This is a genomic window from Sulfitobacter sp. EhC04 (assembly GCF_001650875.1).
In the GTDB taxonomy this organism is placed as follows: domain Bacteria; phylum Pseudomonadota; class Alphaproteobacteria; order Rhodobacterales; family Rhodobacteraceae; genus Sulfitobacter.
In genome coordinates this window covers 58,135-73,393 of sequence record NZ_LXYI01000034.1, presented here as the reverse complement: position 1 = coordinate 73,393, position 15,259 = coordinate 58,135, and the positions used below count along the sequence as shown (strand labels likewise).

Annotated in this window: 12 protein-coding genes and 1 tRNA gene; 1 reads left to right on the top strand and 12 read right to left on the bottom strand. The window is 62.8% G+C overall.

The window, feature by feature from the left end; genetic code table 11:
* Positions 1 to 73: 73 nt before the first annotated feature.
* Complete coding sequence (locus tag A8B82_RS15175) at positions 74 to 1,690, bottom strand: winged helix-turn-helix domain-containing protein (RefSeq protein ID WP_235604708.1); 1,617 nt, start codon at positions 1,688 to 1,690, stop codon at positions 74 to 76.
* Between the two features lie 105 nt (positions 1,691 to 1,795).
* Here A8B82_RS15175 and A8B82_RS15170 point away from each other — a divergent pair, with 105 nt between their 5' ends.
* Positions 1,796 to 3,322: a hypothetical protein gene (locus tag A8B82_RS15170; RefSeq protein WP_082899329.1), complete on the top strand. Its 1,527-nt coding sequence runs from the start codon at positions 1,796 to 1,798 to the stop codon at positions 3,320 to 3,322.
* Positions 3,323 to 4,079: 757 nt separating this feature from the next.
* On the opposite strand, the gene A8B82_RS15165 is transcribed toward A8B82_RS15170, so the two are convergent.
* The 11 genes from A8B82_RS15165 to A8B82_RS15115 all read right to left on the bottom strand — a co-directional run bounded on the left by A8B82_RS15165 (position 4,080) and on the right by A8B82_RS15115 (position 15,259).
* Positions 4,080 to 4,156: transfer RNA gene (locus tag A8B82_RS15165), tRNA-Arg, on the bottom strand.
* An 89-nt stretch (positions 4,157 to 4,245) separates the two neighbouring features.
* Positions 4,246 to 5,199 (bottom strand): MYG1 family protein, encoded by a 954-nt coding sequence (locus A8B82_RS15160; RefSeq protein ID WP_067294147.1) that lies wholly within the window; start codon positions 5,197 to 5,199, stop codon positions 4,246 to 4,248.
* A gap of 569 nt (positions 5,200 to 5,768) precedes the next feature.
* Complete coding sequence (locus A8B82_RS15155; RefSeq protein WP_067294144.1) at positions 5,769 to 6,761, bottom strand: aldose epimerase family protein; 993 nt, start codon at positions 6,759 to 6,761, stop codon at positions 5,769 to 5,771.
* The gene (locus tag A8B82_RS15150) at positions 6,758 to 7,603 is read right to left on the bottom strand and encodes an SMP-30/gluconolactonase/LRE family protein (protein ID WP_067294140.1); all 846 of its coding nucleotides are present in this window, start codon (positions 7,601 to 7,603) and stop codon (positions 6,758 to 6,760) included. The genes A8B82_RS15155 and A8B82_RS15150 overlap by 4 nt, the downstream gene beginning before the upstream one ends.
* Entirely contained in the window at positions 7,600 to 8,202 is a 603-nt protein-coding gene (locus tag A8B82_RS15145; protein ID WP_067294137.1) for a 2-dehydro-3-deoxy-6-phosphogalactonate aldolase, read from the bottom strand. The genes A8B82_RS15150 and A8B82_RS15145 overlap by 4 nt, the downstream gene beginning before the upstream one ends.
* The gene (locus tag A8B82_RS15140; protein ID WP_067294134.1) at positions 8,199 to 9,095 is read right to left on the bottom strand and encodes a 2-dehydro-3-deoxygalactonokinase; all 897 of its coding nucleotides are present in this window, start codon (positions 9,093 to 9,095) and stop codon (positions 8,199 to 8,201) included. The genes A8B82_RS15145 and A8B82_RS15140 overlap by 4 nt, the downstream gene beginning before the upstream one ends.
* Positions 9,092 to 10,057, bottom strand: a complete 966-nt coding sequence (gene yjfF, locus A8B82_RS15135) for a galactofuranose ABC transporter, permease protein YjfF (protein ID WP_067294128.1) — start codon at positions 10,055 to 10,057, stop codon at positions 9,092 to 9,094. The genes A8B82_RS15140 and yjfF overlap by 4 nt, the downstream gene beginning before the upstream one ends.
* On the bottom strand, positions 10,054 to 11,079 hold the full coding sequence (locus A8B82_RS15130) for an ABC transporter permease (protein WP_067294125.1): 1,026 nt from the start codon (positions 11,077 to 11,079) through the stop codon (positions 10,054 to 10,056). The genes yjfF and A8B82_RS15130 overlap by 4 nt, the downstream gene beginning before the upstream one ends.
* Positions 11,076 to 12,593, bottom strand: a complete 1,518-nt coding sequence (locus A8B82_RS15125; protein ID WP_067294123.1) for a sugar ABC transporter ATP-binding protein — start codon at positions 12,591 to 12,593, stop codon at positions 11,076 to 11,078. The genes A8B82_RS15130 and A8B82_RS15125 overlap by 4 nt, the downstream gene beginning before the upstream one ends.
* 96 nt (positions 12,594 to 12,689) lie before the next feature.
* On the bottom strand, positions 12,690 to 13,637 hold the full coding sequence (gene ytfQ / locus A8B82_RS15120) for a galactofuranose ABC transporter, galactofuranose-binding protein YtfQ (RefSeq protein ID WP_067294120.1): 948 nt from the start codon (positions 13,635 to 13,637) through the stop codon (positions 12,690 to 12,692).
* Positions 13,638 to 13,735: 98 nt separating this feature from the next.
* The gene (locus tag A8B82_RS15115) at positions 13,736 to 15,259 is read right to left on the bottom strand and encodes an aldehyde dehydrogenase (NADP(+)) (RefSeq protein WP_067294117.1); all 1,524 of its coding nucleotides are present in this window, start codon (positions 15,257 to 15,259) and stop codon (positions 13,736 to 13,738) included.

Here is a 15,259-nt window from a genome sequence, read left to right as displayed (position 1 = left end):
CAATCTCTGCCCTGAAGACGATTTTCATGTTTTTTCAACGGCAAGCCAAACCGTCAAACTTGCCACCAACCTGTCACAAGGGCATGCCCGCGGCTTCGAGTGCAGTCAGCCACCGTTCAAGAGCAGCCTGAGCAGTCCACATGCCGGTATTATTTTCCCGTTCCCGAGAAACAGTCCAGGCTGGATTTTCCACAAGGTATTCCTGGATCGCACTGGCCGCCTTTTCCTGGTTTCCAAGGCAATACTGGATCGCCGCAAGTACCTTGTTCGCAGCGATCGGCATGGACGGCGTCGATTGAAAGGCAACGAGGGCCTGCTCGCAATCTCCAGCTTGCCATAGGGCCCAGGCCTTCGTCCACTGCACGCCGAACCTGTAAAGCGGGTCGATGCGCTCCAGCCTGGCGATCAATTCAAGGGCCTGGTCCGTGTTGCCGACAAACAGGAGCGATTCTGCCAACCCCTGCGTCACGAACGAAGAAGACGGGTTCAACTCCACCCCCCGCCGGAACGCGCCGATTGCCGCCTCGACGTCACGGTTGTACATCAGAACCCGCCCCATTGCGTGGTGGGCCATGAAATTGTTCGGGTCGAGCGCCACGCCCCGCCGAGCGAGATCGTGCATGCGCTTGCGCGTCGCCGCTTCATCGCCTTCGATCCAACCTTGGCGTAATCCGTTTCGCAAGGCCAATGCCTGGCCAAGATAGCCCCAGGCGGAATCGGGGTAATCCCTGATCGCCTTTTCCTGTTCTTCGAGGTTCTTCATCAGGTTTTCGCGTGTGAAGCCCCGCATGAGCCGGCTTTGCGCGGCGTTCGCAATCATCAGCGCACTGACGTCGCCTGCTGTCATCCGCGCCTCGGAAGTGTCGATCACGCTGTGCCCCACAGCATTGGCGATCTTGCCGCTGATCTGGCTATTCACTTCCAGCAGCGCGTCCAGAGGCACGTCAATCTCGTCCGTCCAGATATGGGCCTCGGACGTGCCCTCAATCAGTTGCGCCGTGATCCGCAAGCGCGATCCGTCGAATTGCTGACTGCCCTCAAGCAAGAAGTCGGCTCCGAGCCTTTCTGCAATTTCTGACGTACCCAGATCTGACTCGCGAAACTGAAAGCTGGAGCTGCGCGAAATCACGGTCAGTTGGGGATAGCGTGCCAACATGGTGATGATGCTCTCGGCGACCGCATCGCTCAGATAGCCCTGATGCGGAGCCGCGCTGAAATCGTCTAATGGCAGTACAGCGATAACCGGCGGCCCCTGCGATGCAGGCGGCTGGGAAAACAAGGTCCACACCAGCGCCAGACAAGCGATCAAAACCGCACCCACCGCGACAAATATCCTGCCACGCGGCAGGGAGCGCGCAGACGCCGGTGGCACCAGCCGATAGCCCTTTCGCGGCACGGTCTCGATCAGGCGCTTTTCGCTGTCGCCCAGCACGCGGCGAATCTCTGCGATGCATTGCGCGACACTGTCCTGTGAAACTTCGCGGCCCGCCCAGACCTTTTCGATCAGCGTGGCCTGCGACACTGTTCTGGCAGGGTGTTGCGCCAGCACCATGAGCACTTCGCGCGACTGATGCCGCAGCTCCAGCTCCCGTCCTTCCCCGTCGAACAGATAGCCAGACGAACTGTCGAACCGCGCAGCACCGAGGTCGATTTCAAAAGATTTCAAGTCATTTCGTTTGCCATTCAGCACGTTCTTGCCCCCGATTGAAGGATAACATGCCGACCATTGCTGCCAAGACATTTACCGCAAACGGTTGCGATGCGGCCGCATTTACCCTGCAAGGAGGACCATTCAATGCCATCCACCCGGAGCCTGAAACTATCCGTCTCGACAGCAGCGCTGATCCTGTTGGCAGCACCTTCCATGGCACATTCCCTCGATACAATATTGAAAGGCCTGAACCCGGCCGATCTGGGACAAGTTGCCTTCGCCACGTCCTGCAATGACGATGCACAGCCGGTATTCGAGACAGGGTTACTGCTGCTCCATCACATGATGTACCGGCAATCCGCCCAGGCATTCGAAGCGGCGACGGAGGCCGACCCTGACTGCGCAATGGCCCAATGGGGCATCGCCATGACAAAATTTCATCCACTGTGGCCCGGTGGCCCCTCACCCGAAGAAACAGAAGCCGGTCGCGCAGCCGTCGCGCGCCTGGCAGAGCTGGACGCCGGCACGCCACGGGAAGCGGCCTATATCGAGGCGGTGCAGGCGTTCTATTCCGGTGAAGACAAGACCTTTCGTGAACGGCTGTCCGTCTGGGCCGCGAAACAGCGCCAGCTTGACGAGGCCTTTCCAGATGATATCGACGCGGCAGCTTTCGACGCGCTGGCCCAACTGACCGTTGCCCCCCGCGGGCCCGAGGCGGTGCCGGAACTACGCGATGCCGGTGCCCGCATGGACTCCCTGCGCACGCAGGCTCCGCTGCACCCCGCAGGCTACCACTATGCCATTCACGCCTACGATCACCCCGCCCTTGCCGACCTAGCACTGGAAACGGCTCGGGGCTATGACAAGATCGCCCCCGAAGTGCCGCATGCGCTGCATATGCCATCGCATATCTTTACCCGCCTCGGTTTTTGGGAAGAATCGGCGGCCTGGAACGCGCGCAGCGCTGCCGCCGTACTGGCCCAGTCGGAGGGTGATGTGATTGCCGATCATTACCCCCATGCCATTGACTATGCCGTCTACGCCCATCTGCAAGCAGGCGACGTCGGGGCGGCGGAGGCCCTTCTGGCCGAACTGCATGCGCATCCCAACCTGGAGAACAATTTCGGTTCAGCCTACCCCGAAGCGGCCACCGCCGCTCGGTTGCCACTGGAACAGGATGACTGGGCCCGTGCGGCAGCCCTTCCCGCTGATCTGAACCCGGCGATCAGCTGGGACAGATTCCCGCAGGCCGTGGCGATCCGCTGGTATGCGAAGGGCATCGGGGCCGCGCGCGCCGGCGATCTGCCAGCCGCCGAGGACGCGCTCAATCATCTCGCGGAATTGGGCCAGGTGATGAAGGAGCGGGGCCTTGGCTACTGGCTGGCGCTTCTGGACGCCCAGAGCAAGACCATCGAAGCCTGGGTTGCGCTTTCGCAGGGCGATACCGAGGCGGCTGTAGAGCGCATGCGCGCAGCTGCGGATGTGGAGGACAAGGCAGGCAAGGCCCCGGTCACGCCGGGCCACGTTTTGCCTGCTCGGGAACTGCTGGGAGACATGTTGCTGGCAGTCGGCGACAAGACAGGTGCCAGACAAGCCTACCAGGCGTCCCTCGATATTACTCCGAACAGGCGGCGCAGCGTCGAAGGTCTGGCGCTTGCCTCCGGTGACTAAGGCTCCGGACCCATTAATTCTATATGCTCAGCGGCGATTTCACGAAATTTCAGTGGTTTGGGGCGAGCAGCCAATAGTGGTTCTATTTGCAAGCGACCCAAGACGTTGAAATGAAGTGAAATCACCGCCCGTCGCTCCGAAGGAGCGCCGCGTTATGCTGGCACGCCTTCGGCGTGACGGGTTTGACGGATTTTCCCGCAGCCCATTGCCCGGCAGGGCATTGCGCAGCAATGTCCCGAGAGGAGGCGTCACATCTGCTTGAAATAGAACCACCACTGCCCGGCAGGGTATTGCGAAGCAATGCACGAGAGGGAATTCCTGCGCAGATGCTTCTTGTCTGCGAAAAAATCTGGCAAACTGTGAATATAGAATTAATGGGTCCAGAGCCTAAGGCGCGCCCGGCCAATCGGCGTCACGCCACAATGCCCTTGAAAGGCTTGACGACCGGTGCGTTTCGCGCACCGGCGTTGACGCAGGTTGCCCCCTCGCGACTGGCGGGCTGGACACAGCCTCCACAGGCTACCTGGATGTCGGCTGCCAAAATCATCCACAGACCACTCAGCACGCGCCGCAATTGCCCGCTTCGGACTGATTTTGTTGAAAAGTCCTTGGTCTTGACGGTTTGAACCCGGCTGTGTTGTGTTTCTGTGCACGGAAGAGATGCGTGCTGCAATCGAGGGACGCGTCGAAATATTGACGACGCAGAAAGCGCGCCTTGAGAACAATCAATTCTTATCAAGTAGTTAATTAGACAGTCTGGCGATCCCTGAAGGACTCGAACCCTCAACCTGCTGATTAGAAGTCAGCTGCTCTATCCAGTTGAGCTAAGGGACCGCTGCGCGGGGTTTTCCATCATCGGGGCTGGCTTGGCAAGCCTTCTGGAACCCCTCTGCGTGATCTATTCCGCCACGGTGTCCGGCAACCTAAATCGCTTCGGCAGCCAATTGGTCTGCCGCATCAATCGCAAGGGCGGCCATGCGCAGCGCGCTTTCCCGGTCGGCTGCAACCGCAATGAACCGCCCCGCGTGACAGAACCTGGCACCGGGCACGCCGCTGGCCTGTTGCAGTTCTTCATCGCTCAAACCGGCCCAATGCGCCGGCAGATCCGCACGCAGCGCAAAACTGTCGTCGCTTTTCCTGATCCCCGTGATCGCCCAGTCGGTGTCGCGTGGATGTACCACAAACCAAAGGTGATCCGCCCCCGCATCAAGAATGGCCGCACGGAACGGCATGCCCATCGGCAGTTCCAGAACCCGCGACTGGCCCGCCTGGCTGATGGCATCATGAACAATCGTGGCCGCGCGCCGCTTGGCCGCCTTTCCGGCAATCGCCGCCTCGACAAAGGCGCGGGCGATCGGCAGAGCGGCGGCAAAGGCTTCGTCTTCTGCCTTCGGACTGCGATCATCGAATACCGGTTTCAGCGTCTCCAGCAGAACCGGGAGGGTCAATCCGGCAAGTGGACCTGCAACGCCGGGGTCCAGCGCCCCATTGTCCATCAGGTCGACGGGCAGCACGAAACCCCTGTCGAATCCCGCGAATACCGCTTCGATGTCACTTTCCGGTACGGCAAGGGCACGCAGATAATCGCGCCCGTATGCGGCCCAGATCAGGCCGAAAGAACTGTAAGGCTGGCCATCCGCACGGAGGGGGCCGGGCAGTTGGTGATGGTCGAAAATTCCCGCAGCGGGGTCAAACTGCCGCCCGACATCATATATGATCCTGTCGGGGGCCGGTGTGATCCAGGCCGCGTCCCGGCTGCGAACAAGGTCGGCCTGCGGATACAAGCGGGTCAGAATGACCGAGGACAACAACTCATCAGCGTGAAAGCCGCCGGAATGTGTCACCAGGTGCCGGATTGCCGCTTTGGGTAGGCTCATATCTGCTCCGATCACGGGTTGGTGGTTATTACGAATACCGGATGCGGTTCACCCGGCATCGTACCTTGGGAAAACCGTCTGCAAAAGCGATCATTTCCAGCCAATGACGCATATCATGGATGATCCGGCTGACGGTTGCAGATCAGGCCTGAATATCGAGATGAAGTCATCCCGAAAGATTCCCAAAAAACCCAGCAAATACAAGATACTATATTTCGGGCATTCGGAATGGATGTAAGAACCCCGCGAACGGCGCGCAACAACAATATCAAGACAATATAAAAAAACCCGCCCTTGTGCGCTGCGCAATTTCGGATTTTGCCGGGAACAAGGGATTTACCGTGCTGGAACTTCCGCAAATAAAGCGTCCGGCCTTTAACCTAAGGCAGCGAACAAGTGATTCATATATAAGGCCGGACGCTCCAATTCCTGCAAACGACCCGCCCGCGCTGACATGCATAGGCGATCGGGCGCAATGTCGCCTCGGTTGCTTCCTCGATCACTGTAAAGCCACCGAGTTCGCCAATTTTCTCATTTAGATGATCTCGTGCGGCCTGGGACCCGTATCCTCAAGCTGCCGGACCAGCAAAGGCGTAGGTCGTTTCGGCCCGGTACGTCTCTCCCGGCCTCAGGATGCAGTTCGGGAAATCCGCGCGGTTCGGGCTGTCCGGCCAGGCCTGCGTTTCCAACGCAAGGCCGGGCTTGGGCAGCAGGCTCAAGCTATCATGTCCGCTCTGGCCTCCAAGATGCGCGCCGTCATAGATCTGAAGGCCCGGTTCGGTCGTGGCCACCTGCATCGTCACACCCGATGCGGCGCTCGCCAGCCGGGCAACAGGGCGCAGATGAGTGGCCTTGTCCGACAGACAGAAATTATGATCGTACCCCGCCTGTCCGACCCTTCGCGCCTCGCGAAAGTCAAACGCGGTGCCGGCAACGGGCGCGGGCCCGCTGGTCGGGATCAGATCCTGATTTACCGGCAAGTAATGCCTGGCCTCAATCTGCAGGTCGTGGTCCGTGATGGTCCCGGTATCATCCAATACAAAGTATCCATGATGGGCGAAGCTGCAGGGCGTGGCGCGGGTTGTCCGGGCCTCGATCACCACGCGCAGGGTCGCGGGCGGCGCGACGGTGTAGGCGACCGTGACGGTCAACGCGCCCGGGAACCCCATGTCCCCATCGCGAAGCGTCAGCGACAGGCGGATGCTATCAGCGCGGGTTTCTTCCAGCGTCCAGAGACGTTCGCCCGCCCCCTGCTCACCCCCATGCAGCGTATGGCGTCCCAGGTAGTTGGGATCGGTTGTATAGGTCTGGCCATCAAGGTCGAACCGGGCATTGCCGATCCGGTTGGCAAACCGGCCGACCACGGCCCCGCAGTAGCGCAGATCGTTCAGATAGGGCTCGATCGTATCTGCCCCGATCACCACCCGCTGCCCGCGATAGCGCAGGTCCTGAACCGTGGCACCCCAGGTTAGGACCTGGGCCTCCAGATCACCTGCGGTGATGCGGTTGCGCGTGACTTCCCGCCCGTTGGGAAGGCGGCCGAAACTCTCGGGTCCGGTCATAAAAGCACACGGGGTGAAGGCAGGCCTGTGTGGCCCGGATCGACAGTGAATGTCTGACCGTCCGCCGCTCCGCGATCCGTCAGACCCTCCCAGGCGCTGGTGACGAACATCCGGTCCAATGTCTCGCCCCCGAAACAGGGACTGGTGACCAGCCGGGCGGGAAGGTCGATCACCCGGTCCGCGCGACCATCCGACCGATACCGCACGACCCTGCCCGCCCCCCACTGCGCAACCCAGAGCGCGCCCTGGGAATCGACGACAGCGCCATCCGGGAATGTTCCGTCGCTGCGCAGATCAGCGAAAATCTCGGACGGGCCGTCGGGCCAGCCCTGTGCATCCAGCGGGACCGTCCAGATGCGCTGGCGGGGTGTATCGGCGTAAAAGGCGCGGCGTCCGTCGGGCGCGAAACAAATGGCGTTCGGAATGGTGATCTCCGGGAACAGGCGTTCGAGCTTGCCGCCGAAATAGCGATAGATTGCGCCAGCACGCGGCTGGGCCTCCTTGCCCATGGTGCCGATCCAGAAGCCGCCCATGGGATCGGCGCGGCCATCGTTGGACCGGGTGTCGGCCTGGTCAGCTTCCATTTCGACCAACAGGTCACGCGAACCGGTCTCCAGATCGAACCGGAACAGCCCCGTCTCGGTCGCAATCAGCAGGCGGTCGCGGTCGATCCATCCGGCGGCCGAGGCACTTTCGACCATGCCCCACTCCTGCGGTCCCTCCGGTCCGCGCGACAGCAGGCGGTGGCCATGGATGTCGAACCAGAACAGCTGTTGCCGTTCGGGATGCCACAACGGGCCTTCGCCCAGTTCACAGGCACGGTCGTCGAAAATATCGGTCATGCCATGGCCTTATCGTAGGCCGCGACGATTCGCGCTGCATGTTCCGCGACCTCCGCAACCGTGTTCCCCGGACGGAAAAGCGCCGTTCCTATGCCAAAGCCCGAAACGCCCGCCTTCGCCCAGTCGGAAAAGTTCTCGGGGCCCACGCCGCCCACAGCCAGCACCTTTGTTCCGGAAGGCAGAACGGCCCGTACCGCCGCCAATCCAGATGGGCCGATCAGCCCCCCCGGAAACAGCTTGATTGCATCGGCGCCAGCCCGGAGGGCGGCGAAACACTCGCTTGGCGTCATCGCGCCGGGGTACGAAGCCATCCCCTGCCGTTTGGTCTCGACAATCACGGCGGCGTTGGTGTCGGGTGAAACGATCAGCCGCCCGCCCGCTTGTTTCACCGCAAGCACCTGCGCGGGGTCAAGCACTGTTCCCGCCCCAATCTCGGCCTCTGCGCCAAAGGCCAAAGCAAGCCGGTTAATGCTGTCCAGCGGATCGGGCGAATTCAGCGGCACCTCGATCCGGGTGATCCCGGCGGCGATCATGACCTCGCCGATCTTCACTACCTCGGACGGGGTTACGCCGCGCAGGATGGCGATGATTTCTCTCATTGGCAGTCCTCCCTGAATGTCTCGAAGGCGGCGCACAGACCGGTGAGGGTCAGTTCGCCCGCGTCGAAACTCTCGGCCCGCTGCCCGGCAGCGTCCAGCGCCCGGCGATAGAGGTCCTCTAGCGTGGCATCCCCGATCAGGGCAACGGGCCTGTCCTGCCAAATGGGCCGCATTGAGGCGACCTCCTGTCCGATCAGCAGCGCCGACAACCGCGCGCGCGCCGCACCGGGGGCGACGTGCTCCAGAAGACCGGCGGCGCGCAAACCGAACAGGTCGGCAGCCAGCGCGCCCGTTGAGCGCACGGCCACGCTCACAGCCTGATCGAAAGCGGCTTCGTCCCAACCGTCATCTGTCAATCCGGCGAGGGTCGAGCGGGTGGCGAGCAGGTCGAACAGTTCTCCTGTCATGGCGGTGCGGAAGGTCAGCACGCGGCCCTGTGCCACACGTACCCACTTGGTGTGGGTGCCGGGTAGGCAGATCACGCCGTCATAGCCGGGATGTACGGTCAAGAAGCCCGCAATCTGCGTCTCTTCGCCCCGCATCACGTCGAGTGGCGCGGATTGGCTGAGGCCGGGGATGATACGGACATTCAGGCGCGGGTCGCTGGTTGTGATCCTTTCAGGACAGGCGATGGGATCACAGGGCACGGCGGCGTAGGATACCTCCTGCCAGCCGGTCCTTGCCCCGGCCATGCCGCAGATCAGGACTTCGACCGTCCCTGCCTCGGGCAACAGGCCTGCGGCAGCGCGCAGGAAGGCAGGCTCAAAGGCATCGGGTGTCAGGCGGCTCATCCCCTCGTCAGAGGTCGCGGACCCAGTGACGTCTCCGCCAGCGCCCAGCGCCCAGATGCGCAGGCGGGAGGTGCCCCAGTCCGCCGCGATCCAGCCGGTCATGCACCGACCCTTGCCATGGTGACGCGCAGCAGCCCCTTTTGCAGCAGGATAAAGGCCAGCAGCAGCAAACCGATGATGATCTTGGTCCACCAGCTGGAGAGCGAGCCGTCAAAGACAATGTAGGTCTGGATCAGCCCCATGGTCAGCACCCCGATCAGCGTGCCAAAGACAAAGCCCGCCCCGCCGGTCAGTAGCGTGCCTCCGATCACGACCGCCGCAATCGCGGTCAATTCGGTGCCCACGGTGGCCAGCGGATAGCCCGAGCTGGTGTAGACCGAAAAGACGATGCCCGACAGCCCCGCCATCAGCCCCGAGAAAGCGTAGATCATCACAGTGGTGCGCCCGACCTTGACGCCCATTAGGCGTGCCGTGGCTTCTCCACCGCCCAGGGCAAAGACCGATGCGCCGAAACGGGTGCGGTGCGCGACGATCATGCCAACCGAAACAGTAAGCAGCATGACCAGCCCGATCAGGGTCAGCCGCCCCTTGCCGGGCATCAGGTAATAGGCATCGTCCAGCAGGTCGTAGAAGGCATGGTCGATGGGCACGGAGTCGATCGTGAGCATGTAGGCTGCCCCGCGCGCCAGGAACATCCCCGCCAACGTCACGATAAAGGGCGGCATGGCCAGCGCATGGATCAGCCACCCCATGGCTGCGCCGAAACCCGTGGCAATCACCAGCAGCAGGGCGAAAACGAGGATGGGGTGCAGGCCAGTATCGCGCAGCATCACGGCAATGAAGACGCCCGAAAATGCGATGACCGACCCAACCGACAGGTCAATACCGCCCGACAGGATCACCACGGTCATGCCAACCGCCACGATCCCGAGATACGCATTGTCGGTCAGCAGGTTCCCGACCACACGGGTGGACAGCATGTAGGGGAACTGCATGACGCAGATCACCCAGGCCAGCAGGAAGATCGCGATGGTCGCGGCCAGCGGATAGAGGCGTGGGTTCATCGTCCTGTCTCCTTGGCCCTGTCCATGGCGGTTTCGCGGCGGGTCCGGGCGGCACGGCGCAGGGCATACCAGTGATGGCTCAGGTTCGGGCTTTGCAGCACCAGGATGACCAGCACGAGGCCCGCCTTGATGACGAGATTATATTCCGACGGAAAGCCCGCCAGCAGGATGCCGGTATCTATGGTCTGAATGATCAGTGCCCCCAGCAGCGAGGCCGCGATGGAGAAGCGTCCGCCCATCAGGGAGTTGCCGCCGATCACCACGGCGAGGATCGCGTCGAGCTCCAGCCAGAGGCCCGAGTTGTTGGCATCTGCCCCGCGAATGTCGGCGGTGGCCACGATCCCGGCCAGCGCGGCGCAGAGGCCCGAGGCCACGTAGACCGCAATCAGCAGCACCGTTGCATTGACCCCCGCAAGGGCGGAGGCGGCGCGGTTCACCCCCACGGCCTCGATCAGCATGCCGAGGGCCGAACGACGCATCAAAAGCGCCACGCCAGCAGCAGTCAACAGCCACAGGAGCGCAGGGGAAGGAATGCCCAGCAGATCGCCGGAGCCGAAGAAGGCCATGCCCTCATGCGAGAAGGTCAGGATGCGCCCCTCGGTCACAAGTTGTGCGATCCCCCTGCCCGAGGTCATCAGGATCAATGTGGCCACAATCGGCTGGATGCCAAAAATGGCCACCAGCATGCCGTTCCACAGCCCGGCCGCGACCCCGGCCAGCAGCGCCAGCACCAGCGCGCCGCCAAGCCCGTAGCCTTGCGTGATCGACCAGGCGGCGACCGCGCCCGTGATGGCCATCGTGGTTCCCACGCTCAGGTCGATGCCGCGCGTGGCGATGACCAGCGTCATGCCGACAGCGAGCAAGCCAATCGGCGCGCCGCGTTTCAGGATGTCCATGATCGTCCCGACAAAGCGGCCGTTTACCACCTCGATCCGCAGGAAGTCAGGAAAGAACAACGTGACCAGCGCCACCAGCGCGGCCAGCGTCAGCAATTGCGGTGTCACGCGGCGCAGAGCGGTCATGCAAGCACCTCCGTTGTGTCGCGGTCAGGCGCGGCGATGGCGTGGACAATGGTGTCTGTGGTGATCTCGGAACCGGTAAGCTCGGCCACATGACGCCGGTCACGGACCACGATGACCCGGTCGGCCACGGCGATCAACTCGTCCAGTTCCGACGAGATGACGAGGATCGACATGCCCTCAGCGGTGACTTGCCGGATCAGCCGCAGAATCTCCGCATGGGCACCGACGTCGATGCCGCGTGTTGGCTCATCCAGGATCAGAAAACGCGGGTTCATGGCCAGCCAGCGGGCCAGGACGACCTTCTGCTGATTGCCGCCCGACAAATCTCCGATCGGCTGTTCCGGGCCGGAGGTGCGGATGTCGAGCTTTTCGATATAGTCCTCGGCGAGTCGCTGCTGCTCGGCGCGGGGGATTGGACGCATCCAGCCCCGGCGGGCCTGCATGGCGAGCGCAATATTCTCGCGAACGGAGAGATCGGCGATGATGCCGTCCTCCTTGCGTTCCTCAGGGGCAAAGCCGAAGCCCGCAGCGATGGCCTTGCGGGGCGAGGACAGATCAAGCGTCCCTTTGGCGTCGCGCGCCGCGCCGCTATGGGCCGCCGCAAGGCCGAACATCAGCTCCGCGCTTTCGGTACGGCCGGAGCCGAGCAGACCGGCGAGGCCGAGAACCTCGCCTTCTCCGACGCTCAGATCAAAGGGGGCGATATGGCCACGACGGCCAAAGCCTTCGAATTTCAAAAGCTCGGGCCATTCCCGGCCCGCCTGATGCGCCTTGGCATGGCCGACCACATCGTCCTTCAGCGCGCGGCCCAGCATATGTTCGATCAGCTGTACCCGGTCGAGATCGGCAGTGCGTTCGGTGATGACTTTCTGTCCGTTGCGCAGCACAGTGACGCGGTCGGTCAGATCAAAGACCTGATCGAGAAAATGTGAGACAAAGACAATCCCCAGCCCTTTATCGCGCAGGCCCCGGACAACTGCGAACAAGGTCTCGACCTCGCGCGCATCAAGGCTGGCGGTCGGTTCGTCCAGAATCAGAACCTTGCCGGACAGCGCGACCGCGCGGGCGATGGCGATGATCTGGCGGATGGCCACGGAATAGGCCGAAAGGTCGCGGGAAACGTCGATATCCAGCCTGTAGCCCTCCAGCATCGCCTCGGCCTGGCGCAGCTGTGCGCGCCGGTCGACCATGCCGAACCGCAGGGGTTCATTGCCGAATGTCAGGTTCTGCGCCACCGTGAGGTTGGGCAACAGGTTGACCTCCTGATAAACCGTGCCGATCCCCAGCTCCTGCGCCTCTGAGGTCGAGCGCGGAGAAATCGTTTCACCCTCCAGTGTGATCAGACCCTCGTCGCGTTCATATGCCCCGGTCAGACATTTGATCAGCGTCGACTTGCCTGCGCCGTTCTCGCCCAACAGGGCGTGAACCTCGCCAGCAGCGAGGTCAAAGTCGACCCCATCCAGCGCCTTGGTGCCGGGGAAGGTCTTGGTCAGGGATCGTATCGTCAGAAGCATTCAGCACCCGGAATTTCAAATCTGGCTGCGCAAGCCAGGAAGTTCGGCGCAGGGGAAACGGCGGCGGTCGGCCCGCCGCCGTTCAACAGGCCGGAATCAGTAGCCCAGACCCTTGCGGCGTTCGTACTCGCCCGCCGGGTCGTCCGCCTGGGTATAGAGCTTGGATTCGGTCTGGATGAACTTCTCCGGCTCCGTTCCGTCTGCAAGGTAGGCTTCGAGAGCATCGAATGCGGGGCCTGCCATGTTCGGTGTCAATTCCACCGTGGCGTTTGCTTCGCCTGCCGCCATGGCCTGGAAGATATCCGGCACGGCGTCGATCGACACGATCAGGATATCCTCGCCGGGCTTCAGGCCCGCTTCCTTGATGGCCTGGATCGCACCAACGGCCATATCGTCGTTATGAGCGTAAAGCGCACAGATGTCCTTGCCGCCGTTTTCCGCCTGCAAGAAGCTCTCCATGACTTCCTTGCCTTGGGCGCGGGTAAAGTCGCCGGTCTGGGACCGGACGATTTCAATGTTGTCGGCCCCGGCGATACCCTGTTCGAATCCGGTTTTTCGGTCGATTGCCGGGGAAGACCCGGTGGTGCCCTGAAGTTCGACGACGCGGCACTCTTCACCCGAGGCCTGTTCGACCAGCCATTTGCCCGCCACTTCGCCTTCATGCACGAGGTCGGAACCGACCGCAGTCAGGTAGAGCGACTTGTCGCTGTCGACCAGACGGTCCAGCAGCACGACGGGGATCTCGGCTTCCTTGGCTTCTTTCAGCACCGAGTCCCAACCGGTGGCCACGACCGGGGCCAGCAGGATCGCGTCAACGCCTTGGGCGATAAAAGACCGGATCGCGGCGATCTGGTTTTCCTGCTTCTGCTGCGCGTCCGAGAATTTCAGGTCGATTCCGCGCTCCTCGGCCTGCTGCTTGGTCAGGGTCGTTTCGGCAGCACGCCAGCCGGATTCCGAGCCGATCTGTGAAAAGCCGACCGTCTGCGCCATTGCGGCGGACGCGCCGAAAGCCAGAAATGCCGTTGTGGCAAGTAGATGTCTCATAATTCCCTCCCTAGGAATGAGGGACCCAATTCCTCCCTGGGTCCTGACCATCGGCGACGGACCATCCGCCGCCGATCTTCGTCTTTCCCGGCGCGCGGTCAACCGATCCGAAGATCGGAGGGCAAAAGCGCGGCTGGGATATTCTGGAACGACACCGGACGCAGGAACCGGCGGATGCCCAGACTGCCGACCGACGTTGCTCCGAAATTCGTGGAGGCGGGGAACGGCCCGCCGTGGACCATCGCATCGGCCACCTCGACCCCCGTGGGGAAGCCGTTCGCCAGCACCCGGCCCGCCATACGTTCCAGCACCGGCATCAGCGCGCGGGCGGCGTCGGTGTCCCCTTCCTCGATCTGAAGCGTGACGGTCAGCTGACCGTTGAACGATCTTGCGATGTCCAGCGTTTCGGCAGGCGATGCGGTGCGGATCAGAATGGCGGCGGGGCCGAACATCTCTTCCGCAAGCGCCGGATTGGCCAGCCAGTCAGCGCCGGTGACCTCGAAAACCGCAGGCAGGCCGCAGCGGTCCGGCGCTGTGGCCGCTTCTGTCAGGCGGTTCGCCGATTTCGCGGTCTCCTGCACGGCGGCAGCATAGCCCTTGGCGGTGCCGGTCGTGAGCATGGGCTGCGGGCCAACCTCGGCCAGAGCCTTGATCGCCGCATCGCGGAACGCGTCACCTCCCGCGCCTTGCGGCAGCACGACGACGCCGGGGTTGGTACAGAACTGGCCGACGCCCATTGTCAGCGACCCGGCCCAGGCAGCGCCGGTATCGGCCGCGCGGGCCTTGAGGGCGGCGGGCATCACGAAGACCGGGTTGATCGAACCAAGCTCACCATAAAACGGGATCGGCTCGGGTCGGGCCATGGCCAGATCGAACAGCGCCTTGCCGCCCCGGAAGGACCCGGTAAAGCCGATGGCGCGGATCAGGGGGTGCTTGACCAGCGCCTCGCCCGCCTCGTTGGTGTTTGACTGGACGAACCCGAAGGTGCCCTTGGGCATTCCGGTTTTCTCGATGGCGGCCGCGATGGCCTGGGCGACCAATTCGCCAGTGGCGGGGTGGCCGGGGTGTCCCTTGTAGACCACCGGACAGCCGGCAGCCAGCGCTGCGGCGGTATCGCCCCCGGCGGTGGAGAATGCCAGCGGGAAGTTCGACGCGCCAAAAACCGCGACAGGACCAAGCGGGCGCTGGACCATCCGCAGGTCGGGACGCGGCAGCGGTTCACGGTCGGGCAGCGCCGTGTCGTGACGAATGTCGAGGTAATCGCCCTTGCGGATATGGTCCGCGAACATGCGAAGCTGGCCGGTCGTGCGGCCCCGCTCTCCTTCAAGTCTCGCTTTGGGCAGGCCAGTTTCGGCAGAGCCACAGGCTGTAAGCTCAGAACCCCGCGCTTCGATCTCATCGGCGATGGCTTCGAGGAAGGTCGCGCGGGTTTCGCGATCGGTCCAGCCGTATGTGACGAAAGCCTCCTCCGCCGCGAGAACGGCGGCGTCGATGTCACCTGCCCCGCCGCAATAAACGGATACGGGATCGCCGGTCACCGGGTCTGAGGTGAAAGTCGGACCGCCATCGACCCATTCGCCAGCGATCAGGTGTTTTCCGGTGAGGCGTGCGCTATCAAGCAT

Excerpts from the sequence above, each read along its gene's own strand:
- A8B82_RS15170 (WP_082899329.1), top strand. The coding sequence starts at position 1,796 with ATGCCATCCACCCGGAGCCTGAAACTATCCGTCTCGACAGCAGCGCTG.
- A8B82_RS15160 (WP_067294147.1), bottom strand. The coding sequence starts at position 5,199 with ATGAGCCTACCCAAAGCGGCAATCCGGCACCTGGTGACACATTCCGGC.
- A8B82_RS15155 (WP_067294144.1), bottom strand. The coding sequence starts at position 6,761 with ATGACCGGACCCGAGAGTTTCGGCCGCCTTCCCAACGGGCGGGAAGTC.
- A8B82_RS15150 (WP_067294140.1), bottom strand. The coding sequence starts at position 7,603 with ATGACCGATATTTTCGACGACCGTGCCTGTGAACTGGGCGAAGGCCCG.
- A8B82_RS15145 (WP_067294137.1), bottom strand. The coding sequence starts at position 8,202 with ATGAGAGAAATCATCGCCATCCTGCGCGGCGTAACCCCGTCCGAGGTA.
- A8B82_RS15140 (WP_067294134.1), bottom strand. The coding sequence starts at position 9,095 with ATGACCGGCTGGATCGCGGCGGACTGGGGCACCTCCCGCCTGCGCATC.
- yjfF (WP_067294128.1), bottom strand. The coding sequence starts at position 10,057 with ATGAACCCACGCCTCTATCCGCTGGCCGCGACCATCGCGATCTTCCTG.
- A8B82_RS15130 (WP_067294125.1), bottom strand. The coding sequence starts at position 11,079 with ATGACCGCTCTGCGCCGCGTGACACCGCAATTGCTGACGCTGGCCGCG.
- A8B82_RS15125 (WP_067294123.1), bottom strand. The coding sequence starts at position 12,593 with ATGCTTCTGACGATACGATCCCTGACCAAGACCTTCCCCGGCACCAAG.
- ytfQ (WP_067294120.1), bottom strand. The coding sequence starts at position 13,637 with ATGAGACATCTACTTGCCACAACGGCATTTCTGGCTTTCGGCGCGTCC.
- A8B82_RS15115 (WP_067294117.1), bottom strand. The coding sequence starts at position 15,259 with ATGCTTGATAGCGCACGCCTCACCGGAAAACACCTGATCGCTGGCGAA.